Annotated in this window: 1 pseudogene; it reads left to right on the top strand. The window is 52.7% G+C overall.

Features of this window, described 5'->3' with window-relative positions:
• A pseudogene (locus L2737_RS22260) lies at positions 1-564 on the top strand (retention module-containing protein); the annotation flags it as partial.

Genomic DNA, 564 nt, shown 5'->3' with positions numbered 1-564 from the left:
GATTACAGCATTGATGGCGTGGATATTTCAGGCTTAGTTGATGGTGACATTACCGTTGATGCCTCAGCTGTCGATCAAAACGGTCAAACCGTGACTGATGCTGACACCGACAACATGGATGCCACCGCGGGTTCAATTGATGTGGCGCTCACCATCAATGATGGCGCAGAAACTGCTGACATTTCAGGTAGCACTACCGATGTCGCGCCAAACTCAACCGTCACCCTAACGCTCACCGATAGCGCTGGCACAGTGCAAGTCATCACTGGCGTCACCGTTGATGCTAATGGCGATTACAGCATTGATGGCGTGGATATTTCTGGCCTTGTTGATGGCGACATTACTGTTGACGCATCAGCAGTCGACCAAAACGGTCAAACCGTCACTGATGCTGACACCGACAACATGGACGCGACTGCGGGCTCTATTGATGTGGCCCTCACCATCAATGACGGCGCAGAAACTGCTGACATTTCAGGTAGCACTACCGATGTCGCGCCAAACTCAACCGTCACCCTAACGCTCACCGATAGCGCTGGCACAGTGCAAGTCATCACTGGCGTC

The organism is Shewanella electrodiphila (genome assembly GCF_023283985.1).
GTDB lineage: Bacteria > Pseudomonadota > Gammaproteobacteria > Enterobacterales > Shewanellaceae > Shewanella > Shewanella electrodiphila.
Note: the sequence above shows the minus strand (reverse complement) of the source record. Positions and strands in the feature narration are given on the sequence as shown.